Consider the following 25,786-nt stretch of genomic DNA (forward strand, 5'->3'; position numbering starts at 1 on the left):
TTACGCAGTCCGGTTAGCCAGATGAACCAGGTTAAATCGTCACCTCGAAAGCGCGCGCGCTCGAAGGTCGTTACACAGGAAAAGATAGATAAACGGATAGCCGCCGGCGATGGCCAAGGGGTCAGAGAAGAGTATGTTCCCTGGATCAAGGTGCGGGCATTTGCATCGCATGGTACTTCGCACATCGTGCCAGGAGTGAAAGTCCATCGAGCTCACCACCTGCTTTCGAATGCTGAGTACCACTACCATGTGATACTTGAGCATGACCGATCAATCATTGATATTCGGGAACAGTTCCCTCTTCTGCCTGCAGTTGAAACCCATGCAATTGCTTCAAGCTTGAACATCCGACCACCGGTTTACCCTGGAACGTCCATACCTCTAGTGCTAACGACCGATTTTCTGATCACGCAGGTGGACAGTGCGGGTAAGGAACGACTGGTCGCGAGATCAATGAAGTATGCAAAAGAGATCGAAGACGCCTCGAAAGCCGAGCAGGACAGATTGCTAGAAAAACTCGAGATTGAGCGACTGTTCTGGGCCAGAAGAGATATTGAGTGGAAGTTGGTTCTCTACGAAAGGCTATCGCAAGTCAGAATTAGGAACCTGCTGATACTTAGAAGCTACGCGCTTATCTCTCCAGCGCTTGTGACTGAAAAAAATATAAGCCGGATGTTAGAGGTTATCTCCGCTGCGAGAACCGAAGAGATACCGCTGAAGACCCTTCTGCTCAAAATGGCAAAATCCCTATACATGGAATACATGGGGGTGAAGTGTCTATTTTTCCACCTGCTTTGGGTCGGAATGCTGAAAATTGACCTGAATTCAAAGATTATCGAACTATCGAAGCCTCTGCATGTAGAGGAGATGAACTTGATTGAATTCTCATCGGGTGAGGTTTCCCGTCATGCTTAATTTCACAATGAATGCCATCATTTCTCCTGGCGAAGGTTCCCAATTACTCGAACACCCGGTTAGGGTTTTAGGGTTTAGAGATGACCTGGCCGTCGTTATTGATCTTTCATCTAACCCGCGAAAACCCTGGGTGGTCGAGAAACAATTGCTTGCCGCCGAGATTGAGAGCGGAGCCTCGGTCCTAAATGTTGAACTGCCTCTTAATTTTATGATTCGTCATGAAAATGAGCTGAGTGATCGAGAAATAAGCAGTCGCGAGAAGAGCTGGAATTTGATCAAGGATATGGTCGAGGGTAAGTCACCTCTTGATATTTTAACCTTTAGTTTCGGGGCAGATGTCAAGAAACACGCCGAGCTGAAGGGGGTCGATAGGAAGCAAATCTATCGGCTGCTGTTTAGGTATTGGAGTATGGGGCAAGTCAAAAATGCTTTTCTGTGGAATACATTCAAATGCGGTGGAAGGGGTAAACCTAAAAGTCGAGAGTCCGGCATCATCCCTGGGCGTCGACCAAAGTATCGCGGCGTTGTCATTGATGACGGTGCGGTTCTTCTGAATCAGCGTCACCTGTCTGCGATCAAGTTGGCGTATAGCCGTTACGCGAGCGGGAAATGCGGCACTATCAGAGACTGCTTCTCTTGGATGTTGAACAAATTCTATAGAGCAGTCGCCCCAGACGGCTCCAAGGGCGATGTCGTAAGGGGTAACCATCCCACTCTTGGGCAGCTCAGCTACAATGGAAAAAAATTCTTTGATGCGTTGTATGTTCTTAAGGGGCGTCGAGGTGGGATTCGCTGGAACAAAGATTACAGGCCTCTCTCTGGAGAAGCGTCTCAGGATCTTTCTGGTCCCTGCCATCGATACGAGATCGACTCAACCATTGCAGATGTCTACCTCGTTCACCGAGTGAATAGAAACTGGCTGATTGGACGACCGGTGCTGTATGTGGTCGTTGATAGCTATACGCGGATGATTGTCGGCATTCATGTGGGCCTTGAGGGGCCCAGCTGGAATGGCGCGAGGCATGCGTTGTTCAACGCTTATACGCCAAAAAAAGAATTCTGTGAGCGATATGGGATTGATATCGAAGAGTCCGATTGGCCGTGTTCCCATTTACCTGTCGAGTTGACCGCGGACCGGGCAGAGCTGCTCAGTCAGGCTGGTGAAGTCATGTCTAACACCCTGGGCACCATCCTTAATATCCCACCACCCTACAGGCCAGACTGGAAAGGTATCGTCGAAAGCCGCTTTCGGTTGATCAACGAAAAGCTGGATCTGAAATTTATTCCGGGTGGAGTGGATGCTCGGCGTCTGGAACGGGGTGATAGGGACTACGAGCTCGACGCAATCCTCGATCTTGATGAGTTCACTCAAATGATCATCGCGGGTGTGCTGGCTCACAACAAGAGCTTGCGCCTCCCTCATCTACTGACGCCCGCGATGATGGCGGACGATCTTGAACCTACGCCGATCAACATCTGGAGTTGGGCGATGGAACACAACATGGTCAACACGAAGGTTGTCACACCGGCGGAGTTAAAGATCGCGCTGTTGCCCTCACAGGAATGCCGCATTACTCGCGCTGGAATCCAGTTCCAGGGAGTTCTCTACACCTGCGAAATAGCCCAGCGGGAAAACTGGGTTGCTCATTCGCATAATTTCCGGAGCCGGTATGTCAGGGTCTGGTACGACCCGAATTCAATTGAAAACTGTTGGATAAAAAATGGGGCTGAGTTCCAGCCAATGACCATTGTTCCTCAGCAGGCGAAAAGATATGCCGGTTACCGAATGGAGGAAGTCATCGACATTCTCAGCATTACTCAGCAAGTTTCTCCGGATTCAAAATATGAGGCGTTGAACGACGCCGCTAAGCTGAAGGATCTCCAAGAGAGCATCGTCAATAAGGCCAAAGCAAAGAAAGATCGAGCGGGAAGTCCGAAATCCAAGGCAGACTTCAAAAGTAGCAAGCAGGAAAAGCGCAGTACTGAAGTACAGGTTGAGCGGGATAACCACACGGCTGATCTGAATCAGCTTCGCTTTGTGGAAAATACGCAGCCGCCCGTGGAACGCCAAGCGTCTATCCGCAACAAGACCGGTTCGGTAAGGAGTGCAGCTTTTCTCAAGCTGGTCGTCAGTGAAACTCAGGAGGTGGACCAATGAACACTCCATCTTTTGCTACTGCAACCTACGTGAAGACTGGGATGTCGCAGTACGATGGCAATCCATTGATTGAATGCCTGCCGGCGATTCTTACTGATATCGATGTGGTCCGAAGCATAGGAAATCTTCCACCAAAGCCTACTCCTGCGGAGCTCGAATTTAGCCCAAAACTGCGGGGGCACGGTGTAAATAGACTGAAGGACGTAGTGATCCCGCTGGATATTCATCTGGAGCTAGAGGATTGTTTTAGCCAGTTGATTCGATATGGCTATACCGCCCGAAATCCGTTCTGTCTAGAAACAGTCAGATACCGTCTGCCCTCGTCAGGCAGCGTGGGGCGTGGTGGTTTCAAGTCCTCTGCAAACATCATGACTCTGATTGGGCTGAGCGGAATGGGCAAGACTACTGCCCTAGATGCGATTACCAAGCTTTATCCGCAGGTTGTGAGTCACAGTAAGTATGGACGTCAGGTGTTTATCCAAACTCAAGTGGTTTGGTTAAAAATCGAATGTCCCCATGATGGATCGTTACGCGGATTTTGCGCTGCGTTCTTTGCGTCCCTAGACAATGCCCTCGGAATTGAAAAATATTCATCGCTTAGTGTTAGTCGGTCCAGCGTAAGCGTGCTGCTGCAGCACATAAGTCAGCTGTGCAAAGCCTATTTTGTTGGGGCTCTGATCATTGATGAAATGCAGCATTTGAGCTCTTCGCGTGGAGGTACAGACAGGGAGAAGCTACTTAATTTCTTTGTCACTCTTTCAAACGATGCAGGTGTCCCGCTGGTTTATGTTGGGACAAATGCAATGCTGCCACTTTTCTCAGGTGTGCTGCGAAACGCTAGGCGTGCCGTAGGGATGGGTGAGATTACCTTTGATAGGTTCAGCGAGGACGATCCTTTCTGGGGGCATCTTGTCACTCGCCTGTGGGAATATGATTGGACAGGATCCGCAACTCCGCTGAACGATAATCTCCTAAGCAAAATCTACGACCTCTCTCAGGGCAACACAGATTTCCTCGTAAAGCTGTTGATGCTGGCACAGCGGTATGTGTTATCCGAGGAGCTCGAATTCATCAGTTCTGACGTGCTTCAGCGCGTTTACGATACTCAAATGAGAATGCTTCACAAGCCGATCGAAGCCTTGCGCAGTGGAGACCCTTTCCAAATCGCTGATTTCGAAGACATGATGCCCACGAAAGATCAGGTCGCTCAGATGATGAACCATGATATTGCACGCCGTGCTAAGCGGGCGGATTTTGCTCTAGTTGTGCAAGCTTTTCCTTCGATGGTCAAGGAACAGGGTCCCAAATATCCAGGCAGGGCGGTCGCTGCTGTGTCCGCCGATACACTTGATAATGTCCATCTTGACGTAAATGTGGATGTCCAAGGAGAGCTGCTGAAGCGAGGCTGGATCGATGAAACCCCATCCTGGTGAAACCTCTTAATCCGGGGGCAAAGAGATGGAGCGTTTGTTAGTTTTCCCCCAACCATTGCCGGATGAGTCGCTCTACAGCGTCGCAGTGCGCTACCACCGAACCATGGTCAATGACAGCTATCGTCAAACCAGCTTGGATCTGTTCGGGGTATATTCACGGACGTGTGGTTCCACTCTACCGTGCTGCCTTGGCCATCTATCGGCGCGATTAGGAGGTCTATACTCCGTCCAAGAGCTCGTCGAAGCTCAAACGTTGCTGCCGCTCTATAAACCCTTTCTTCAGGATGCTTCATACGAGTCAGCGGTTCGGTGCATGGAGGGGGGGGTAGGTACCGGACTTAAAATGAGCCTAGGGATTACTGCCTCTGGTCTGCTAAAGCATGCGTCTTTCCGGTACTGCGAGGCATGTATACAAGATGACATCCTAGACTTTGGGGTGCCCTTTTGGCATCGCATACACATGGCCGCCGGAGTCTGTGCTTGCCCACATCATGGAAGCGCGCTCCGCTCTGTACTTTTTCCTAATAAAACGGACTGGCGTTGTATGCTTTTACCTGGTGAGTGCCTCAGCACGCCAGTATTGAGTACATATGGACTTCGAGTTGCTACAAACATTGCGGAAATGCAGTTTTGGGGACTTAGCCACTCGTCACATGTAGCCGATTTGGTGCATGAGGGGTTCCTAAAATCGAGGCTCTTAGCACTAGGGATGCTCAAAAAGGATCGGTTAATTGAAAAGGCAATCAAGGCTCATGTAAGACGTAGGTTTCGTGATGCTCCGCAGGAAAATGATTATCTAACGTTGATTGGCGATAGTGACTGGGTTCTACGGCTTCTGCGTCCTCGTGGGCAAACGGTTCAGCCATTCCATTTTTACTTTTTATGCTGGTTATTGGGTGTGACGCTCGATGATTTGAGGGCGTATGAGCCGGAACCTCCTCACAAAAGTGCACCAAGCACTTCTCCTACTTTAGCTAGAAAGACAGCAGTCTCCGATCAGGAAATTGCCGTGCGGCGTCGGCTGTTTGTCAGCGACCGCCATGAGAGATGTCACGATAAGCCCGGATATTATTGGCTATATCACAATGATCGGGAATGGCTTAAAAACTATTTGAATACTCATCAGCGACGTTGGATTCGTAAACCGCGAGTGGGCTGGAAAGCACGGGATATTATTCTTTCAGAAGATCTTGTGAACGCACATCGTAAAATTATGTCTTTACAGGGAAAACCAGTCAAGCTCACGAAGTCGGCTTTGGTCAGGAGCATACATCACCACTTTGATTTCATGCGTCGGCCCGTTAATTTTCCAGTAAGTATGAAAGTTATTAAAGGTCTGATTGAGACGGAGCATGATTATCAAGTGCGAAAAATTAGATGGGCTATCGGCCAATGTAGCCGAACTAGGTGTTATGGGATCAGTATGGTTTTGCGTGTCGCCGGAATCCGGGTGCGGCGTGTTTCCGATGACGAAATCAGAAAAATAATGGTTCTATGAATGGTGTATAAGTGTAAGTTACGGGCACTATTGTTTCCGTAGTTCTTCCAACATCGATATCCAAACAGACTTGTCGTTGAGGGAGTTTAAATATGCATCGGTCGTTTGGTAGGCCAGAAACCCGCTAGCAGCACAGACGTCGGTACTTGGCTGATAGAATGACTCCGAAGTGAAACTTAATTCTAGCTGGTTGTTCATACGCTCTACCAGTAAATCATAATTGCCATCATCTTTTAGAAGCCCCATTAGTTCCAATTTAATATTTATTGCTTTGTTTACGTCATAGGTTTCGAAGTGTCTACCGTCGTATTTAAGAAGCTCGCTAGTGAATACGGAATAGCTATGCTTCATTGATCCTATCTCTCTAGGTGATAATTGATAAGAGTTACAGCATTTTATAAATTTACCAATTTTATGTGATGTTACTTTTTTTAAGCAAGTAGGACATCTGTCAAAAAGTTTAGATCCGTGCACGCTGCACACACGCACTGAGGCTAACAAGTGGCTGCAATGAATGTAAGCTGTGCCGAAGATTTTCACATTTTCAGCTACACAATCGAGGCATATTTTCCAAGAATAAATGGGAGTGAACATAGTTTTAGTCAAATTTCTACCTAGAGCTATCGTAAGAGGGAACAGAGTATTGTGGTAAAGGACTTCCCGTGTGACACCATGATCGATGAATAGCTTAGGAAATATGATGTCATCACTATGTTGGCTGCGTTCTTTTTTAGGTATATTTTTTATTACATAGTCCTCTTTGCTGAAAGTATTGGTACAGATAGATTCATTGCCTCTTTTGATAGCTGATGCTACATATTCACCAGGTAACGGGTTGTATATCACGAGTGGGCCTTAGTTTGGGTTTTCGAAAGCTGCTGAGAGTGTATTCTCGCAAGTTGTTTGATCTTGGATCAATAGCTTCGAGACAATGGACGTTGACGACCATCCGCTATCAACCTGTTGGCGGCGATGTCGTTGCCGAGACGTCACTGACCCAGTTTGCTCTTCGCGAAGAAATTTTTTTCTAATTTGGTGCAGATCTGGAGGAGGGCATTCTTGAGTCAGCGCATGGGTCAATTGGGCGTCAGCGTCAACACTGAGCTATTGACATCGGCCTCTAAGCCTTAGCAGTAGGCTACCAGTGAAATGACCTACCTTCGATCAACGCGAATGGCCAGGCTCGCCACTCAACTTAACCGGGTGCGACATCGATCTAGACGGCTTCGATGGTATGAGCGCGCCGCTTTCCCCGGGGTTCGCCAAGGTCATACCGTTAAGGTTACGAGAGTGATTCCAGCGCTGATGCCCGGCTGGTCAGCGATCTATCCAGCTTGAACGCTTCTTTCGAGACATCACGGTGTATCTTCGCTACGGCAGTTTTGCCTCGGTTCGCGAGCTGGAGAGCTCCATTACAGCGTTCATGGCGTTACGTAATGCTCAGCCGACCCGATACGTTTGGAATGCAAAGGGAGAGGAGATTTTGAACAAAATTCAACGGGGGCGTGAAGCACTTGAAACCGCAGTCAATAAGTAAATTATTTCGAAAACAGCACACTAGTTGCATTGGGATTTTTAGAGACAGTAGCTTTTGGACCTACAAGTAATCTAGCCAGTCACCGGACTTAACATTCTGTCTCTTCTTGAGGAAATCCTCGTACCGAGCTTTATGTTTTTCAACAGCACCCTCAACATCTATAGGAATAAAACCACGCCCTCTCTCCTCTACAGATAAAGCTGTTGGCTTAATCTTCATCGGCGAAAGCTCTATCAAGACCCCTGAAACCTTAGACTTATGAAATATAAAGCTCTTTCCTCCGGCCAAGGGAAGGATTTCATCCATCACAGAAAACATTATTTCAGGGCTAGATATCTCAATTTTTTCACCATCTTCATAACTTTCTGAATAGTTCTCTGGGATGAGGAAAAGCTTATAATCAATAATAACCAGCCAGCCATCTAGCTCAACAATATCGCCGATATTCATTATCACTTCCCTATCACAATGGCATTAACGCCTGTTGACATTGCGCCATCTAACAACCCTTGCTGAACACCTCTTGGCCCGACATACGGGTCTCGTGTCATATAGTAACTTACGCCATCAATAGACTTAACACTATCAACAATAATGAAGTGTTTTCCTTGGCCAGCGGGAACCTGAACGATAACACTCGCTCCTTCTTGCAGTGCTTTGTTTAACTGCTCAGGTAGCATTGTAGTGTTTACAGTATTTTTAACTCCCGCCTTAGATATCACATCTGATAATTCCAGAGTGTTAACGCCGGTCGGCCTGACCCCGTTTACAAAGCTTCCAATTGCATTGTCAAGGCTAATAGCCGCACCCGTTTTGTCAGTAATTGTCATTGCTGCGCAGGCTGGTCCGCATACAGGGGCGTCACCTTGTAAAACAACCGAGCCCTTTGGTTCATATGGGATCGTTTTAGGCGCAACAACAATACCGCCTGCGCCATCAACAGAAGCACCTGCTGTCGCTTTTGCACCAACCGCTGCACCATCATACACCGCACCAAACAGCCCTAAACCATTAAGCAGCGCCTGAGCCCCATACATGACCCGCTCAGAAGACGTTGCCTGATCGCCTGAAACCGGGTTCGCCCCCCCACCCGCCATGTACAGCTGACACCCTATTCCGGCCAGGCCTATTCCTCCGCAGCCCTCAGCGAAAAGCTCTTTCGAGGTTTTTGGGAGGGTCGCTTCGGCCGTCGCCAGTTCAGTGGCTGACTTCGCGTTGTAGATCTCTGATTGCTCGTAGCTGGCAGGCTCCAGCGCCCACTCCTGCCCCAGGTTGGTTTTAATGGTATTGCTGGAGACAACGCACACACCGTTGCCGGATGTCGCACACTTGACCAGTTGGCCTGGTTCAGTGGTCGAAGCGGGTGTCTTCAGAAAGTCATCTGCAACGGCCTCGGTTTCTTTGAGTACCGAGTTCGCTTTCACCAATAGCTCGTCGATATCTTTCGACAGCTTGTCGCAGCTTGAGGACGATACCCCGCTGCACGACTCCGCAAACTGACGTTGTTTCATCAACAGCGTGAGGTCTTCTGCGCCTCTTAGCTGGTTGTTCTCGACTGCGTTTTTCGCCGCTCCTGCACCCGCAAGCGCATCCGCTGAGTCGCCTCCAGCCAAGCCTCCGACCAAGCCGCCTGCCAGGGTCGAGAGTGCGGATACTTTCTGCTTTTCAGCTTCAGTCAGTTGGTCCGCAGACTTCCCGGGATAAAGCTGGCTGGCGACCAGTTCGCCAATGCTTGCTCCGGCAGCACCGGCTACAGCAGAGTTCTGTTGAGACTTGGCCAACACGGCGCCAAGCAACGCATGGGCCATGATTCTGGCTTCAAGATTATCGCCCGTGCTCTCTTTGATAACGCCAGCAATGTAAGGTGCTGAAGCACCTACCGCAGCCTGACCAAGATTTCCCGCCGCCAGTCCCTGAATGGCTGCAGTAGCGGCCTGAGCGGCTCTTTGCAAATCGCTACCTGTTCCGTAGGTCGCCATGGTTTTCTTGTAGGCATTCGTGCCCTGTAATGCCTCTACGTAGGCCTGACGGTCTTTGTATGAAGCGTTCGGGTCAGCCCCCGGCATGTTTTTGTCTTTCAGTTCAGCCTGGGCTGCTTTCGCGGCTTCGATGGTTCCTTGAGTACGAATGATGTCCATGGACTGATTGGCAATATCACCAATCAACTGCGCCTGACGCAGTCGCGTCTGCTCTTTTTCCTTGTCGAAAATAGGGCTCAACGCGTTATTGGCGTGCTCGACATCACGGCTCAGCGCAGTAACGTCCTGCTGTTGTTTGTCCTGATCGCGGACAGTCAGTTCGCCATCAGAAACAGCGGCGTAGGTTGTGCTGCTGTCTTTGCCTTTGTTGTTGGAGCCGACCAGCAACAGGCTGCCCATGTTACCCATGAACTGCGAGCCGACGTCCCCTCCCGTGCCGCCGCTGACACTTTGGGACTGGCTGGAGAAGTTGGCTTTATTGCCGATGTTCATCCAGCCCAGCGTGCCCGTATTCAGCGTGTTTTTGTCGGCGCTGGCCGTACTGCCGATAACGCCGCCGTTGAGTTGGGTATGTTCTCCCACGTTGATCTGATAACCGTCCTTGCCAGCAAACAGACCCGTTTGCTCCTTCACGCTGTCAAAGTTGGATTGGATCTTGCTCTGGCTGACGCTAAGCGAGCCGCTTCCCGTCATGGAGCCGAAGGTAAAGCTTCCTCCGCCACTGACGTTGGACTGCTTGGTGTCATAGCGGTCGGTGTCCTGCTGGCTGCTGACGGTCAGATTACGTTGGATGTCGGCGACGATTTTCTGAGCGCTGACTTGGGCGCCTTCGAGCGTGGTGTCGCGGCCACTGTTCATCGTCAGCTGGTTACCGGCATTAACGCTGGTTTCAGTCCATACCGTGCCATCCCCCTTTTCTTTGCCGGTGCCCGAGTTGGCATTAGCGAAGATACTGAGGCCTGCGCCACTGGAACCGACCCCAAGGCTGGCACCTACCGCGCCACCGCCGCTCTTGTTTGAGCCGTCCAGCCTTTGGGTATTGACGCCTGAGCGCAGGTCAATGTCTCTGGCAGCCGACAACAACAAGTTGTTACCTGCCTGAAGTTTGCTGCCCCGCACAGAAAGATCGCCGTCCGCAGCGTTTGCCTGACCGGTTCCGGTTGCAATGACGCTGATATCGTTACCAGCGGTGAGGTTGCTGCCTTGGCTGACGCTTTGTTCTTCCAACTGGCTGGAACTGGATTTTTGAGTTCCCAGAGAAAGTGCGATCCCCACGAAGCTGCCAGCTTGTGCACCTGATTCAAGCGCCTGTGCGCCCTGCCAGGCCTGGTATCCAGACAGTCCTGCCTTGACGCCCTGAAGCGCCGACAGACGAGTGTCGTCTTCATGCTTCGCATCTTTGGCGGTCTGTATCGTAGTGTTTACCGCTTCCCCTACTACACCGGACAGTGCGAGCGTCAGACCGCTCTTTTTGCTTTCCTGGGCTGAGCGAGTGGTAGCGTCGTTCGCAGCATCCACAATGCTGACGTTTTGCCCGATAAGCTTGATGTCTTTTCCTGCGACAACGTCCGATGCCTTCACGGTAAGGTCTTTACCGGCGATGACATTCACGTTGCCCAGCACACTGCCTACCGTGCTGCCTTTTTGCGTCTGGCTCTCGGTCTCTTGCTTATAACTATTTTTCGAGGAGCCCAGTGTGACGCCGATTCCGCCAGTGCCCATCAACCCTGACTTTTTCGTTGATTGGCTGTGTTGGGCGTTGAATGTCTCGGCAGCGCTTTCGATACGGACATCGTTGCGCGCCTGCACATTGGTTTCGTCTGTCGAAACAATATTGCTGCCATAGGCGACAACATCACGACCGGCCTGCACCAGTGTCGTGTTTCCGCTGAGAGTCGAGCCGGTCAGCGAGGTTGTGGTCGCCGAGTCGTTACTCATTTTGCTGGTGCTGGAAAAGCCAAACCCGCCCGACTTTGACTTCGCAGACGTGCTGGACTCGGTATTCCGAGCTGCACTCAGATTGACATCGTTGCCCGCCAGTACGGTCAGCGCGCCTTTGTCGCTGTTGATGGTGGAGCCGTCAAGATTGATGTCATTCACGGCTACAACTGTATTTTTACCTTGCGACTGAATGATCGATGACACCGCTTGGACGCTTTCGCTTTCCGTCATTCTCGCGCTCTTTTTACCCCAGGAACCTTTCTTGGTTTCGGAGTAGAAAGAGGACTTGGCGTTATCAGCCGTTTCTAGATTCAGATCATTATTGGCATACAGATACGCTTCATTTCCTGCGGTGATCTTACTTGCGACCATCGTCGTATCGCGGCCAGTCAGACTTGTGAAGTCATTCGCGGCGGTTAGCTCGCTCGCCACCTGCGTCGTCTGGCCATTGGAGGTCGCGATGCGCTTCTTGCCGTCTTTGTCTTTGCCATCGATGTTGTGCACGTCACCGGCCGAAGCCACATACAGATCACGTGCAGCCTGAACGTTCAGGTCCTTGCCGGCAGAAGCCTGACTGGCCAGAACATTAATATCCCGCCCCGCATCAATCCCAAGGTCGCCGCCCGCTGTAACAGTTGAACCCAGGTTTTTCACATCCGTGGTGATGACCGACTTGTGCCCGCCATCAAACAGTTCGTGCTTTTCGCTGCTGCCGGTTTTGGCCAGCAGGTTGATGTCGTTACCGGCCTTGAGCGACAGGTCGCCCTTGGCACTCATCGCCCCGTAATTGGTGATATCGCGACCGGCGTTGAGGGCGAGGTTTTCACGGGCGGTGATGGTGCTGCCCGCGTCGGTTACGGTGCGCATACCCGCGCCGTCACGCACCTGGATGGCGGTGCGGTCGTTGAGGATGTCGCCTTTGACGGCGGTTAGGCTGACCTGCCCGCCACGAATCTCGCCGGCCATCGCGTTGCGCATGCTGTCCTGCGCGATCATCTGCAGGTTGTTACCGGCGTCGACCAGGCCGCCCTTATAGATACTGCCGCCGCTGCTGACGTTGAGGTTGTTACTGGCGCGCAGGGTACCTACGTTGATCAGGTCGCCGCCCGAGATCAGGTTCAGGTCGCGGCCCTGGATCAGGCTGCTGCCGCGCAAGTTGCGTGAGTCTGCCTGTGCCAGGTACAGCACCGGCACAAGGACTTTCTGGCCGTCGACGACACGGTTTTCCATCCACACGATGTCGTGGGTCAGGGCGCTGACCTGTTCGGCGTTCAGCGCGACGCCGAGGCTGAGGTCCAGGGCGCTTTTGCTGGCCAGCGCGTTGTCCATCAGGTAGCGGTACTGGTCGTAATCGCTGGTGAGGCCGTCGGCGAGGAAGCGCTGTCCTGTTTGTGCCAGTACTGCGTCGCGTATCAGGCGCTGTTCGTACAGGCCGTCACCCAGACGACGCCAGTTGCTGTCGGGATTGATGTTGAGGCGACTGAGGATGTAATCGGAACCGAGGAACTGCGACAGATTGGTCAGGTTCGGGTTGGTTTCTATCAGGTAATTACTGGTCGGGTCAGGATTGCGAATGAACAGCCCGTAATCGCCCTTCGGCAACTGAAAGGTTGCGCCTGCGGTTGGGTCCACGGCGGCGAACGGAATGCCGCTGTAGTCCACCGGGGTGAAGACCGTCTGCACGCTGCCATCGGCGGCGACACGCTGGACGGGCTTGACCGACGTCACGGTCGCAGTGCTCGCGTCGGTGGCCTGCTTGTTGATGGTGATGTCGATGCCACCGACCTTGATGCCGGTCTGATCCTCACCCAGCTTTCCGGTGAGTATTTCCGGGGTATTGTTGGCGCGCAGCGAGCCGTTTTGCACAGTGCGGGCGACGTTCAGGTTGACCGTACCACCCGCCTGAAGCGTGGCGGCGTATTTGGGCTGCGTGCTGTCTGTCCAGACAGTGACGTTGCTTTGCTCTTCAAAGCGGCTGTCAGAGGAGCGTGACTTGAGCAGCTCAAAACGTGCCAAGTCAAAGTTGCCAGCAGCCACAGCGGCTTTGAAGGCCGGGATGTCGACAAACTCCATCTGGTCCCAGTAGTCGGTGTCGATCCGACCCGGTGTGCCGATCGAGATGCTGTTCTGCCCGGTGCGCTCTGAGGCGCCCTGGTTGAGCAAGTCGTTGGCAGTGATGCTCAGATTGCCATTGGCGGCCAGCAGGCTGTAACGGTTCTGTACGTTGTCAGCCTGAATGGTCAGGTCCTTGCCTGCCACCAGTCGGGCCGACGGGGAATCCTTGACGGCGGTTTCGAGCAGCGTCTGCTCAATCGTAATAGCGCCGCGCTTGAACGAGTCATGCCCGTCGCAATGCTGGCCGCACTGCCAGTTCAGGCTGCCGCTGACGATTTTCTGGCCCAGCTCGAACTCGGCCTTGGCGTTTTCCACAGCGGTGGCATTGATGGTGATTGCGCCTTCGCTTTCCACCGTGCCGGACAGGTTGCTGAAGCGTTGTGCGGCGCTGCCGTCCAGATTGGCCACGCTCAAATCACCACGACTGTAGACGTCGCCGTACAGGTTGCTAAACGTGCCGGTGCGCAAGGCCATGGCGCCGCCGCTGAACAGCAATGAATCAGCGCTGTTGGTGATGGCGTTGCTGGCATTGGGGTTAACGGCGCCCTGTGCGCCCAATGTGCCGCGGTTGTCGATCTGTGCCGCGTCGATGCGCAGGTTCTGGCGAGCGGTCAGGTAGCCGAGGTTGTCGAGGGTGCCGCTGAGTTTCAGGCGCGTGTCGCTGCCCGCGCCAATGCGGCCACCGTTCTGGCTGACGTTTTTGGCGGTAATGGTCAGCAGTTTTTGCGCAGACAGGCGGCCGCTGTTGGTCAGATCGCCGCTCAGGTTAAGCATCAGGTCGCCATCGCTGAGCAGTTCGCCGCCGTTGTCGAGGTTGCGCAGGTTGAGGGTCAGGCCGCTGCCGCTGGCCAGCCGATCACCGGCCAGCAGCGCCAGTGAGTCGCTGGTGTAGATCAGTGCATTGTTGAGCTGCACCTTGCCCAGCCCGTCGACAGCGCCGAAATTCCAGTCCCCGCTGCCCAGTGCGGTAATGCTGCCGCCCGCCCCGGAGACGCGATTGAAGTCCAGTGTCAGCAGGCCGGTGTTAGCGTGCTCGATGCTGCCTGCGCGATTGTCCAGCGCATCGGCCTTGAGGGCGAAGTCGGTGTTGCCGACTTCGATACGGCCGCTCTGGTTGATGATGCTGCCAGCGAAATCGAAAGTGCTGGTGTCGGTGGTCAGGGCGCGCAGTGCGCCGGTGCCTGTGTTGTTGATGCCCGCATTGTTGTTGACCACGTTGCCCAAGGCGCGCAGTTGCCCCGAGGTGTTGTTCAGCGAACCACCTTGCAGATTCAGCGTGGTATTCGATTCGATCAAGCCGCCGCTGTTGATCAGGTTGTTGGCGGTGAGGTTAACGCTGTCGCCGCTGAGCTGGGCGCCGTTGGTGTTCGACAGCGTGGTGCCAGTCGATACCAGTGAGGTCTTGGCGAAGAGTTTGCCCGCATTGCTGGTTACCGAGCCCACGTTCAAGGTCAGGCTGTCGACCAGACTGGAGATCATGCCAGCCTTGCTGCCATCGCTGCTGGTGTCCAGCGAACCGGCGGTGATGTTTACCGTGTCGCCCTGAATCGTACCGCCGACGTTGCTGACGGTGCCGCTGCCCAATTCCAGTCGCGTGGTGCCGCCACTGCTGAGCAGCGTACCGCCGTTGTTATCCAGCGCGCCGCCGGTGTAGATCAGCCCGCCGGTGCCCGCGACCAGTTGGCCTTGCTGGCCGTTGCGTAGGGTGGTTGCTTGCAGGCTCAGCTGTTTGCCACGAATGCTGCCGCCCTGGTTGTTGAGGTCAGACGAACCGCTGATCGTGACCAGGCTGCTGCCCGCATCGATGATGCCGGTCATGTTGCTCAGCAGGTTGCTGACTTTCAGAGTCACGTCGCCGCCATTGCTGACCACTGCGCCGTTGTTGTCGTTGATCAGCCGTGGTGCATCGATCAGCACGTTCTGGCCAAGCAACGTACCGGCGCTGTTGTCCAGCCATGCGCCGCTGAGCAGCAGGCCGCCGTCGCTCTGAATCTGGCCGCCGCTGTTAAGCAACTGAGCCTGGCTCGCCGTCGGGGCAAAGCTCAGGGCCATGCCCTGCGTGCCGGCTGCCAGCAGGCCTTGCTCGCGGTTGTCGAGACCGGCGGCGTTCAGGTCGATGCGGTCACCGACGATTTTGCCGCCACGGTTATCGATCTGCGCACCGGGCGCGCTTACGTTGACGCCGGCCCCCAGCACGCTGCCGCTGCGGTTATCCAAGCCTGTCGCGTTAAGGTCGAGATTGCCGGTGACGGCCAGCAGGCGGCCGCTCTGGTTTAGGACATTGCCACCGGTGACGCTCAGCAGGTTCTGCGCCTGAACGGTGCCGCCGGTGTTATCCAGTATGCCGGTCGCCGTAACCCGTGCATCGCTCGCACGGGCCGACAGCAGGCCGGAGCGATTATTGAGCGAAGTGGACGCAACGGTAAGGCTATTGCCATCGATCTGACCCGCACTGTTATCCAGTGCATCCGCACTGATCGTCAGGCTGCCGCCAGATGCCTGAATCAGGCCGCTACGATTGTCGATTTGCGCGCCCGGCGCAGTCACGTTGATGCTCGTCCCCAGCAGGCTGCCGCTCTGGTTAAGAACATTGCCACCGGTGACGCTCAACAGGTTCTGCGCCTGAACGGTGCCGCCGGTGTTATCCAGCGTGTTGCGCGCCGTCACACGTGCATCGCCCGTACGAGCTGACAACAAGCCGGAGCGGTTGTTGAGCGTGGTGGACGCAACCCTAAGGCTACCGGCGTCGATCTGACCGGCACTGTTGTCCAGTGCGCCCGCGCTGATCGCCAGGCTGCCGCCCGTTGCCTGAATCAGGCCTTCGCGGTTATCGAGGCTGTCGAGTTGCAGGCTGGCCGCCTGCCCGGTAGCAAAACGAATCACGCCGGACAGGTTGACGATGGCCGGGGTCGAGATGAACAGCGACTGTTCACCGACGAGACGTGCCGCCAATCCCTGATTAATGATCTGGCCGCTGGTCAGGTTGACCGCGCCGCCTTGCACCACGCTCTGGTTGTTGAGGGTCTGAGCCGCATTGATAGTCAGTGCGCGACTGGCTTCGATGCTGCCGGTGTTGACGACCACCGGCGCGTTGATTGTGACGTCACCGCTCGCGTTGCGGCTGTTGTCGGCTTCGATGCCCGAAGCGATGGTCCCCGCGTTAGTGACTTTGCCCGCGTGGATCTCGACCCGCTCACGTGCCGCCAGGCTTTGCTGGTTGACCAGCTCGCCGGCGGTGCGCACGTTAACGCTGCTCGCATAGGTTTTGCCGGTCATTTCGACGCTAGGTGCATTGACGTTCAGCGCACCCTGCGCCGAGGCCTGCGCCATGTTCAGGTGACCGTTGGCGTCTATCTGAATATCGCCGCCACTGGCAGCCATATTGCCTGCCGTCTTTACGCCGACACCCTGTTCGGTGCCGACCAGCTTGATCGCGTTGGCGTACATACCGCCAAGCGCAGAAGAATCAATGGCCAGTTGCGGCTTGTCGGCGGCATTGGCAGCACGCTGTGTGGTCGCCAGCGTGTCGGCGTTGACGTCGTTGGCACCGGTGACGATGTTGAGTTGTTTTGCGTAGATATCGGCGTTGATCTTCGCAGAACGGGTGATCAAATCGAATTGGTCGACTGCGCTTGCATCCAGGCCTTTGCCATCAATCGTGACGCTGCCGCCGTCCACGGCAAAATGGTCGAGTTTGCCATTCGCATCGAGTACCGGCTTGCCAGTGCTGAGGGTGACACGAGGCGTGTTGATAAAGCCGCAGCCGCTGCAGGTGACGCCATAAGGGTTGGCAATGATCACGCGGGCTGCCTGCCCGGCCACCTCGGTGTACCCATTCAACTGGCTGGCGTTGGCGCCGGTCACTTCGTTGAGGATGGTGCTTGCGGCGCGCCCGCCTAACTGATTATTGCCAAGGATATTGCCGCCCAGCTGTGTGGCTTGTATGGCATTGGTGGCGTTGTTGAGAATCACACCCTTGCTGTCGACGTTGTACTGCTGGTACTGGTTATGCGAAAGCCCTGCCGCGTTGGGAGCGGCAATGTTGATGACCGGCACACCGTTGCCTGCCTGGCCTACGGACGTATTGGTGGTACCGCTGACTGCTATCCCGTCGGCCTGCGCCCAGATCGGCTGCCAGAACATGACGTTGGCCAGCAGCAACGCCAGCAGGCGCTTGGGAATGCCCAGAAATCGCGTGCGCTCGGCTACTGCAGCAGAGGGCTGACGTGCCAGCAGAGCCAGTTGATGAGCGTCCATGTGGGCGACCTCGGAGCAGCGTTATTAAAGGAAAAAGTCCATACGGAAGTAGATCGGCGCTTCGCGCTCGATCACGTCGGGACGTTCCAGGGAATGGGCAAAGGTGACGGACGCAGCGACGTGCTGGCCGCGGGTAAACAATTCAAATGAGTTACTGGACAACCGACCATGGTTTTGGCCGTTATAACGATCATTGCGGATAACACCCTGATCGTAGCCAGCAGCGGCGCCGTATTCATTGAATACCGGGCGCAGCCAGTCGAGCGCTACCGGACGCGTCAGACGTATTTCATTGCGCCAGTAACCGCCACTGTCGCCGGACAGAAACTCGTCCTTGTAACCGCGCACCGATGACGAACCGCCGAGGCTCAGACGTTGCGGACTGAACAGCACGTCCTCGCTGCGTTGTCCGGTAGCCAGGCTGGTGAAGGCCAGATTTTCGCCCCACAACTGAAACGGATGCAGGTAGCTGATGGTGCCGGTGTATTTGCGATAGCGCGCATCGGCCTCGCCCGGCCCCGGATCGTGGTTGCCTTGAGCATCCAGTAAGCCGATGCCCTGCTGCATGCCCAGGTCAATGTTGACGAATGCAGACCCGACTCGTCGGCCGTGGTTGATGCCGAATTGTGCTTCGGTGATGCGGTTGCTGCTCAAGGCCAGCTTGCTGTCCTCGACGTAGTTGTTGGTGCGCAGGTACGCGAGACCGGCGTTAAGCGAGGTCTTGCTGACCGAATCGCGGTGGATCACGCGCTCGGCACGAAACTGATGGTTCTGGCTGTCGCCATCCTGGTTGAACTTGAAACCATCGGCTTCGGCCTGGGAGCGATATTCGGTTTCGCTATACAGATAGCTGAAAGTCCACCACCCCCACGGCAGGCTGTATGACAGAAGGCCGTTGTGCGAAGCTTGCTGGTGGTCGCTGACCGCATCATGACCGCCGCGCAGGCTCAGCTGGTCTGCAAGGCCTAATGGACTGTCCCAGTCCAGACCGACGTTCCACTGCTGTTCGCCGGTACTGCGCTGGCCGTCGTTATTGCGCGAGAGGTTGGCACGCCAAGGCTTCTGCGGGGTATTTTTGACCACGACATCGCTACCGCCAACAGCCTGGCCCGGAGTCAGCTCCATTTGCGCCTGATTGGACGGCAGGCGGTTGAGCTGATCAACCATCTGCTCGATTTCCCGCAGATTGAGTAACTCGCCCTCTTTACCCGGAAAGGCCATGGCCAGTTCGCGATCCGAGAGGCCGCTGGCAGCGTCACTGCGCAGATTCTCTAGTTTGCCTTCGATGACCAGCACCTGCAGGTCGCCCTTGGACAGATCCTGCTGCGGCAGATAGGCCCGAGTGGTCACCAGACCTTTGTCGATGTAGTGGTCGGTGATGGCCTTCAGCAGTTCATTGAGCTGGGCCACGCCCAAGCATTTGCCCTGAAACGGCTTGATCAGTGCATCACGCTCAGCGGGCGACAAGGAATCCGCGCCTTTGAGTTCGATGCGATTGATAGTGAAGCAGCGGGTGTCGGCGGGCGTGGCGGGTGTTGTCGGCGTGGTCTGATTGCCGGGCAGGTCCTTTAGCTCTTCCAGGCGACGGCGCTGCTCTTCGAGCAAGCGGTCCTGGCGATCACGTATGAGGTCCTGTTCGCCGGGGGTTGCAGCCTGAACAGGCGTCAACGCTCCTGTGGCCAAGAGCAGCGCACACAAACCCAGCCATGTCCTTTTAAAGGCAAGCATAAATATTCCATTAGAAGCGCTAGTGGCGAGAGGTACGCCTGTTCGAGACTAGTCAATACGACGTTCAGTGCCATGCCAGATAGCGGCAAATTGGCATCACGTGTAAATATCGTAAAACAGACTACATAGATATCAGAAAATTCCCATCAATTTCTATTTTGGCGCTGATTTCTGATTACTTATGCAGTTCCTGGTGAATCGCACACTTCTGGCCACGCTGCGGTATGTAAAGAGTTAATGGACCGCTCGATCAGACAGTCCCGGTGTTAACCGCCGCGACCCCGACCGGTCGCTTGAGCATATGGAAGCTTCAAGGCCTTTCGTTGCCATCACGGATCTGAGGGAAAACGATCCCTCCTTCGCCCTTAACTCAGCTCGTAAGAGCTAAACTGAAGACAGTGTTGAGCATTAGTAATCAAGCACTGCTGCGAGACAACTCTGAGGGGATCGCCATGACCATGCCAAATGAACGCACGCGGGCAGTCATCCAAACTGGTAAGTTTCTGCTTGAACTGTCCCGAGATTCATCGCTGCCCGAACGGATACGACGTGATGCCAAATTTCTCCTACGTCACTATCCAGATCAGTTCCAGATGCTGCTGGCGGGACGTATTGAAGAAGGTTCAGACCCTTTAATATCGCCAATGGGGCCAGTGTTCAGCTCTTCCATCGAGAACAGCGATTACTCCCCAATCTGCGACGCAGCAGACGCCCAAAGCCCGAAATGAACGACTTGGATAGGGCCATCGAATCCTTGGCGGCCGCTCGAAAGGTTGTATTTTTCACCGGCGCCGGCATCTCTGCGGAAAGTGGAATTCCAACATTTCGCGACAAGCTCACAGGCGTTTGGGCGAAACACGACCCCGAAAGGTTGGAAACGGCACGTGCTTTTCGAGAGAACCCTCAAATGGTTTGGGGGTGGTATCTGTGGCGGCGTTTCCAAGCTGGCCAGGCCCAACCAAACGCCGCTCATCTTTCTATTAGTCAACTGGCGAGCACCGGCAAAAAGGTTTCGATCATCACTCAAAATATTGATGACCTGCACGAGCGAGCGGGGTCTCAGAACGTCGTGCATTTGCATGGCAGCTTGATCAAGCCGATCTGCTTTGTGCGTGCAAGCGTCCGGCGTTACTCACGACTGATCAATTTCAGGTTTCTGCAGAAGAACAATGTGTCGAGCCGCCCCGGTGCACTCGGTGTAACGGTAAACTCCGACCGGGTGTTGTGTGGTTTGGAGAGGACCTGCCTGCTGGTGCTTGGAAAGTAGCAATGGTCGACGTCAAAAATTGCGACGTTCTGATCTCCGTGGGAACGTCAGGATTCGTAAGGCCTGCGGCGGATATTCCTGAAATTGCATTGGCATCTGGCGCGACAGTTATCCACGTCAACATCGCAGACGTTTGCCTGGGAGCCCCAAACGAGTTGATGCTGACGGGCTCGGCCGCGCAAATGTTGCCTGCGCTATTGCAGGCGACAACCTCAATATAACGATGGCAGCAGCTCAGCAAGATGTGTGAGTCCTTTCATAGCACCTACTTTGCGGGCGCTCGCGGCTTAGGCGACCCTTTGGATTCGAACAGCAGTCGGCTGTATGCATCCTCCAAACCCTCCCGAGTTTGCTTGGGTATATTCGCATATTTTCCGCCGGTAGCTATGTATCAGCATTGGCAGCTGCCGAAATTCCGCTGACCCAAGCTTCTACTTCGTAAAGCGTTAGCAGGTCTGACTTTGGGCTGAATATTTGTGGGGCAACGCCAAGTTGGCAGATGGGTCAATTCTGCATCAGCGATAACAGGTATTCTCAGAAGCTGACCAAAGGAAAGTCGCTGGAGGTTCTGGCAAAACGCCTCCTAAATTGGTCGAAAACCTCAAAAAAATGTACAGAAATAAAACACGTACAACTTTCATTAAAGTTCATGGCGTCCCTAGCCGATGTCTATGGTAGACACGTTAAATCGTACCTCACTCCCCCAGCGCATGACCTAGGCACAGCTCTGTTTCGGTGTGCACCGAACGCGCTCAATTTGGCGCATCAGCCCCCAAAGATGCTTCGTTAAGCTAGGTTAAGTTGGAGCTGACCCTGAACCTCGACTTGGATGACGAGACCTGACCCTTGAAGGCAACCGTGGTTGCCAGAATTTATTTTTGTGCCTCACGGATCAATGGCGTGGTGGCGTTAGAGGCTGAAAATGGCAGTTGCAGCGAGATTTCTAGGCAATATCAAGGTTTCACGAAAGCTGGGGATCGGCTTTGGCTTTTTGTTGCTGGCAGTGTTGGCCGTTGCTTTCGTCGGTTACACCAGTAACAACATCCTCGTTGATCGTTTGGACACTACACGCTTGATCGGTACGCTCAACGATGCGGCGCAGGACATGCGCCTTTCAGAGAAACAGTACGAAGCGTCCGCCGACCAAGCGGCTCTTGAGGTTTACCGTACGCAGCTCAGTGCGATGCAAGCGTTCATCTCCAAGGCGTTGCTGTTACTGACCAGTAAGGAGAATCAGCAAGCGCTGACGCAGTTGCAAGCCAGTACTGCTTCCTACGATCAAAAGGTCAATCGTCTCGTTGACACAGACAAATCCACCAGCGGTGCGCTGAAACCGTTAGGGGCGTTGTCCGACAAATTCGTCAGCACCTTCACTCAACTGCTTGAAACCACCACCGCCAGTGCGCTTGAGCAACCTGGGACCGAGCGCATAGCCGAACTGCGTACGGTGGCCGACTTGCGAAATGGTATGACGATGTTTCGTCTTGTGTTGCGCCGATACATCGCAGTTCCAGACGTTACCAACAAAAAGTTGCTGTTGGACACCACCGACGCGTTCCTGAGCGACATCACCAAAGCCCGCACCAGCTTGCCCGCTGCACTGTCTTCCCAGTTGGAAGACACGTATGTCGGCATGCGTCAGTACCGCGACGTGCTAGTTCAAGTCTCGGCCCTATTTGATCAAAAGCAGAATCTGCGACAGCAAGTGGATCAGGAAAGCGACGTCATGGATAAAATCATCACTGGCTTGATGGACGCCCAGCAGCAACTGGCGCGGGCCGATCAGCGCAGTGCTTTTATCCAGGTGGCTATTTTGACGCTGGTCGCGTTGTTGGTGGGGCTGTTTGCCTCTGTCGTGATCTCCCGCCAGATAACCTCACCGCTCGCGCTCACCGTCGAGCTGGCTCGCCGTATCGCCAAAGGCGACCTCACAGCGCTGGCCAAGTCGACGCGTCGCGATGAGCTGGGCGACCTTCAAAATGCCATGCAGGACATGGCGCAAAACCTGAATACGCTGGTGCATGGCATCGGCGGCGGTGTGACCCGGATCTCGATGTCCGCTGAAAAGCTGTCAGCCATGAGCGAGCAGACAAGCGCAGGCGTTCGTCAGCAAAAAATCGAAGTGGATCAGGTGGCCACCGCGATGCATGAGATGGCATCCACGGTTCAGGAGGTGGCGCGTAACACCACCGATGCGTCAGCTGCTGCAACCCTGGCCGAAGAGCAGGCCCGTCATGGCGGCGCAGTGGTCAGGCAGGCCACGACGCAAATCAGCGAGCTCTCCCAGGCAATCGAAGAACTGGGTGGCGCCATGAGTGTATTGACTCAGGACAGTGAGAAGATTGGCAAAGTCATTGACGTGATCAAGGCGGTTGCCGAGCAAACCAACTTGCTGGCGTTGAACGCGGCCATCGAAGCTGCGCGTGCAGGCGAGCAGGGTCGTGGGTTTGCGGTGGTCGCAGACGAAGTGCGTTCACTTGCTCAGCGTACGCAAGACTCCACCAAGGAAATCGAAACGCTGATCCTTGCCTTGCAGCAAGGTACGCAAGCCGCCGCCACACTGATGGTATCCAGCCGCGAACGCACATTGGGCACTGTTGAACTGGCGCAAAAGGCCGAGCAGGCAATCACCCAAATCAACCACTCCATAGGCACGATTCAGGAAATGAGCCTGCAAATATCAACTGCCGCAGAGCAACAAAGTGCCGTGGCTGAAGAAATCAATCGCAGCATTCTCAGTGTTCGTGATGTGGCAGATCAGTCCGCGATAGCGAGCGAGCAAAGCGCAACGGCGACGATTGAGCTGGCGTCCCTGGGGCAAGATTTGCAAAAAATGACTTCACACTTCAAGACGTAAAACGCAAGCGTGCTTAGCGTAGTTGCCTGGCGAGCAAGCGGGAAGAAGGACTTTCCCGCAACCGGCAACTGCTCTTAAGCACTCATACTCGATCTGCTCGGGATAAAGGCCTTTGCGGCGGCAATACTCGCCCAGGTCGATCTCGGGCAGATCCGCTCACACGATATAGAGACAAAGGCTTTGCCTGCCCCGGGAAGGCTGGAAGAAAGCAAAAAGATTCCCAGACGAGCAAACCTTAAGGAATGTCTAGTCCTGAAATAGGTTTACACCTGTTTCACGCTCAAAATGCCCGATGCACCGCATCGGGCGTTTTGTATTTCAGGGATGAGTGTGGCCGCTCCCCATTGTAGATCTGCGCTGATTCATCAACCATTTTCACTGCATCTGCCAAGTCTTTAGGCCGATGGAGTAGAAACTCGGTCTTCAAAATCCCGTTTACTCGCTCGGCCATAGCGTTCTGATAGCAGTCATAGCCATCCGTCATCGAGCCCCGGATTCCATGCCTGGTATGCAGCTGCTGATAGAGATCGGAACAGTACTGGGCGCCGCGATCTGAATGATGAATCAGCATCTGATCGGTTTTTCGCTCTCCTACCGCTTTTTCCAGTGCCTTTATCACCGATTGGGTAAGCAGGCTTTCATGCACGTAATGGCCAACGATCTTGCGTGAGTACGCATCTGTCACAAGGCTCACGTGGGCCACGCTTTCCTGCGTAGGCAGGTAGGTTATGTCTGCAACCCAGACCTGTTCTGGGTCCATGGTTCTGGCCCTGCTTTGGGCAGGTTTTTGAGCGGTCGAGGTGTGTACTGCACGCTGCTCCATCAAGATGGAACTTTTTCTTGCCCAGTTGCCACTCAGTTGTCCTGCAGGCCAGTATACGTTAGTTGGGTATCAACAGAGCGGGTTCACATGGGGCTTATTCTAGTGGGCACACCGAGTCTGAACCAGCGCGCGCAACTCCAGTAGCGCGAGCCCCTAGTCGGGTTGGCTGTTTTTTACATGAATCCTTGCCAACCCTCAAGATAGGGTGATGGAAACACCTGGGGTTCCGGCTTACAACGTCCACAACGAATGTTCAATCGAAATTTATGAAAAACATGTTCTCTGGCATAACCGTACGGCTCTCTGAATCACATCAAGACAAGCAAGCTGTCCATGAGTTGAGAATCAATGCATACGCAAAATATGAGTGGAGCAACAATGGCAAGCGCATGGGGTTCGATGCTACTGACGAAAATCCTTGGGTGGACTCGCTCATTGCATTCCAAAAGAATGAGCCGATTGGCACGATGCGGATCATTCGAGCGAACAGGGATACGATTGATAGGCTGTTGAGCTATGAGCTCTGGAAAGATCATATAGACCAATGCCTCTCGAATTCCAGCCCAAACATTCTGGAGTTCAATAGATTCGCCATCACGGAGGGTGGAAATTTCCCAATTGCTGCCTGCGCACTTCTTAAGGCAGCAATGGCCATACAAGCCATTGACAATATTGATTTTATCACCGGGGAAGTGCGTGCTGATCATGCTGGCTTCTATCAAAAATTCTTAGGCATGGCTGTTTCTGAAGAAGTTCGGACTGATCGCATCCTTCAAGTTGACTACAGTCTTCTGACTGGCTATCCAAAATCAGGAATCGGAAAGCTCCAACAACGCAAACCTTGGATGGTGCCGACTCGAGCTGATATCGACTCTTGGAAGCAAGTCGCCTCAATTTCTTGGTGAACTCAATATATATTGCGGTTGCCGAAGCCAATACAGGGCTGAAAAATGGATTACTCGGGTGTTAGGGTGTGGCTGCCGAACATAGCAACGTTCCTGCTTTTGGGCAGTATCGGCTGCACCATCCCTTTGTTATCAAGATCTTTGGAGGATTCAGGCTTGACCCAAGCCAGGATTGGAATTGTTAGCGGAGCTTTTTGGCTTGCTCCGATATTTTTTAGAGTTTACATTTCCCGCCTGCTAGAATATAAAAAAAAGAAAATACTGATTGTTTTTGGGCTCGTGACGACGGCGTTTGCATATCTCATCACAAATGAAGTTGAAGGGATTTTTCAGTTGGTGTCAGTGCGCTTCGCTCAGGGTATAGGCTACACGA

At 53.9% G+C, this 25,786-nt stretch carries 12 protein-coding genes and 5 pseudogenes; 12 read left to right on the forward strand and 5 right to left on the reverse strand.

Annotation, left to right across the window (positions count from 1 at the left end; genetic code table 11):
- Positions 1-21 precede the first annotated feature (21 nt).
- The 5 genes and pseudogenes from ALO43_RS27320 (at position 22) to ALO43_RS31725 (ending at position 6,004) form a co-directional block, all read left to right on the forward strand.
- Positions 22-915 (forward strand): TnsA endonuclease N-terminal domain-containing protein, encoded by an 894-nt coding sequence (locus ALO43_RS27320; RefSeq protein ID WP_054998433.1) that lies wholly within the window; start codon positions 22-24, stop codon positions 913-915.
- Positions 908-3,073, forward strand: coding sequence for a Mu transposase C-terminal domain-containing protein (locus ALO43_RS27325; protein WP_054998434.1), 2,166 nt, complete (start codon positions 908-910; stop codon positions 3,071-3,073). The genes ALO43_RS27320 and ALO43_RS27325 overlap by 8 nt, the downstream gene beginning before the upstream one ends.
- A complete protein-coding gene (locus ALO43_RS27330) occupies positions 3,070-4,506 on the forward strand; it encodes an ATP-binding protein (protein WP_054998435.1) in 1,437 nt (478 codons plus the stop codon). The genes ALO43_RS27325 and ALO43_RS27330 overlap by 4 nt, the downstream gene beginning before the upstream one ends.
- A 25-nt stretch (positions 4,507-4,531) precedes the next feature.
- Positions 4,532-4,999: pseudogene (locus ALO43_RS32295) on the forward strand (TniQ family protein); the annotation flags it as partial.
- A 51-nt stretch (positions 5,000-5,050) separates the two neighbouring features.
- The gene (locus ALO43_RS31725; RefSeq protein WP_234778969.1) at positions 5,051-6,004 is read left to right on the forward strand and encodes a TnsD family Tn7-like transposition protein; all 954 of its coding nucleotides are present in this window, start codon (positions 5,051-5,053) and stop codon (positions 6,002-6,004) included.
- Between the two features lie 27 nt (positions 6,005-6,031).
- On the opposite strand, the gene ALO43_RS30555 is transcribed toward ALO43_RS31725, so the two are convergent.
- Positions 6,032-6,850: a TniQ family protein gene (locus tag ALO43_RS30555; protein ID WP_147461991.1), complete on the reverse strand. Its 819-nt coding sequence runs from the start codon at positions 6,848-6,850 to the stop codon at positions 6,032-6,034.
- Between the two features lie 487 nt (positions 6,851-7,337).
- Between ALO43_RS30555 and ALO43_RS29760 the strand changes: the two are divergent.
- Positions 7,338-7,541: pseudogene (locus tag ALO43_RS29760) on the forward strand (IS630 family transposase); the annotation flags it as partial.
- 60 nt (positions 7,542-7,601) lie between these two features.
- On the opposite strand, the gene ALO43_RS27340 reads toward ALO43_RS29760, so the two are convergent.
- Genes ALO43_RS27340 through ALO43_RS27350 form a run of 3 tightly spaced genes read right to left on the reverse strand, consistent with a single transcriptional unit; the run spans position 7,602 to position 19,561 of the window.
- Positions 7,602-7,991, reverse strand: coding sequence for a hypothetical protein (locus ALO43_RS27340; RefSeq protein ID WP_054998437.1), 390 nt, complete (start codon positions 7,989-7,991; stop codon positions 7,602-7,604).
- Positions 7,992-7,993: 2 nt separating this feature from the next.
- A complete protein-coding gene (locus ALO43_RS31920) occupies positions 7,994-17,833 on the reverse strand; it encodes a two-partner secretion domain-containing protein (protein ID WP_083492274.1) in 9,840 nt (3,279 codons plus the stop codon).
- Positions 17,834-17,857: 24 nt separating this feature from the next.
- A complete protein-coding gene (locus tag ALO43_RS27350) occupies positions 17,858-19,561 on the reverse strand; it encodes a ShlB/FhaC/HecB family hemolysin secretion/activation protein (protein ID WP_147461990.1) in 1,704 nt (567 codons plus the stop codon).
- A gap of 452 nt (positions 19,562-20,013) precedes the next feature.
- On the opposite strand from ALO43_RS27350, the gene ALO43_RS27355 reads away from it, so the two are divergent.
- The 4 genes and pseudogenes from ALO43_RS27355 (at position 20,014) to ALO43_RS32310 (ending at position 23,685) form a co-directional block, all read left to right on the forward strand.
- The gene (locus tag ALO43_RS27355; RefSeq protein ID WP_024419913.1) at positions 20,014-20,289 is read left to right on the forward strand and encodes a BPSL0761 family protein; all 276 of its coding nucleotides are present in this window, start codon (positions 20,014-20,016) and stop codon (positions 20,287-20,289) included.
- Positions 20,286-21,049, forward strand: a pseudogene (locus tag ALO43_RS27360) (SIR2 family NAD-dependent protein deacylase). Before ALO43_RS27355 ends, ALO43_RS27360 begins: the two are co-directional and overlap by 4 nt.
- Positions 21,050-21,750: 701 nt before the next feature.
- Positions 21,751-22,827, forward strand: a pseudogene (locus ALO43_RS32305) (methyl-accepting chemotaxis protein); the annotation flags it as partial.
- 78 nt (positions 22,828-22,905) lie between these two features.
- Positions 22,906-23,685 carry a methyl-accepting chemotaxis protein gene (locus ALO43_RS32310; protein ID WP_394364801.1) on the forward strand — a complete coding sequence of 260 codons (780 nt, stop codon included), beginning with the start codon at positions 22,906-22,908 and terminating at the stop codon, positions 23,683-23,685.
- A gap of 280 nt (positions 23,686-23,965) precedes the next feature.
- Here ALO43_RS32310 and ALO43_RS27370 read toward each other — a convergent pair.
- Positions 23,966-24,439: pseudogene (locus ALO43_RS27370) on the reverse strand (IS3 family transposase); the annotation flags it as partial.
- A gap of 335 nt (positions 24,440-24,774) precedes the next feature.
- Here ALO43_RS27370 and ALO43_RS27375 point away from each other — a divergent pair.
- Positions 24,775-25,413: an N-acyl amino acid synthase FeeM domain-containing protein gene (locus ALO43_RS27375; protein ID WP_024670662.1), complete on the forward strand. Its 639-nt coding sequence runs from the start codon at positions 24,775-24,777 to the stop codon at positions 25,411-25,413.
- A gap of 45 nt (positions 25,414-25,458) precedes the next feature.
- Positions 25,459-25,786 (forward strand): MFS transporter (locus ALO43_RS29765; RefSeq protein ID WP_157062372.1); only part of this gene is annotated, 328 nt, incomplete at its 3' end.

Origin of the sequence: Pseudomonas tremae (assembly GCF_001401155.1) — a bacterium.
In the GTDB taxonomy this organism is placed as follows: domain Bacteria; phylum Pseudomonadota; class Gammaproteobacteria; order Pseudomonadales; family Pseudomonadaceae; genus Aquipseudomonas; species Aquipseudomonas tremae.